The sequence below is a fragment of the Ferdinandcohnia sp. GQ5 genome (assembly GCF_059759275.1).
The window spans coordinates 1-369 of the sequence record NZ_JCAXEW010000062.1 but is presented as its reverse complement, the minus strand read 5'-3'; the positions used below and the strand labels follow the sequence as shown (position 1 = coordinate 369).

Genomic DNA, 369 nt, shown 5'->3' with positions numbered 1-369 from the left:
ATGTTTAGTTTTGAGAGAACTGATTGTTCTTCAAATTTAATAAATGAATGGGCCTATAGCTCAGCTGGTTAGAGCGCACGCCTGATAAGCGTGAGGTCGATGGTTCGAGTCCATTTAGGCCCACCATTCATCTTATATCAATTGGGGCCTTAGCTCAGCTGGGAGAGCGCCTGCTTTGCACGCAGGAGGTCAGCGGTTCGATCCCGCTAGGCTCCACCAATTTGTTCCTTGAAAACTAGATAACGTAACAAAACATTCATTGAAGTAGTAAAAGTTCTTTAAAACTTAAAGGCGCACGAGAAGCAAGAAGTTCGAGGCGACGAGTTTTCGAGCAGCGGAGTGCACTTTAGGGTGCATGAGCAGCGGAGG

Annotated in this window: 2 tRNA genes; both read left to right on the top strand. The window is 46.6% G+C overall.

Going from position 1 to position 369, the window contains the following annotated elements:
• The first annotated feature begins 49 nt into the window (after window positions 1–49).
• Window positions 50–126: transfer RNA gene (locus AC6CHV_RS26405), tRNA-Ile, on the top strand.
• A 17-nt stretch (window positions 127–143) separates the two neighbouring features.
• Window positions 144–219: transfer RNA gene (locus AC6CHV_RS26400), tRNA-Ala, on the top strand.
• Window positions 220–369: the final 150 nt, after the last annotated feature.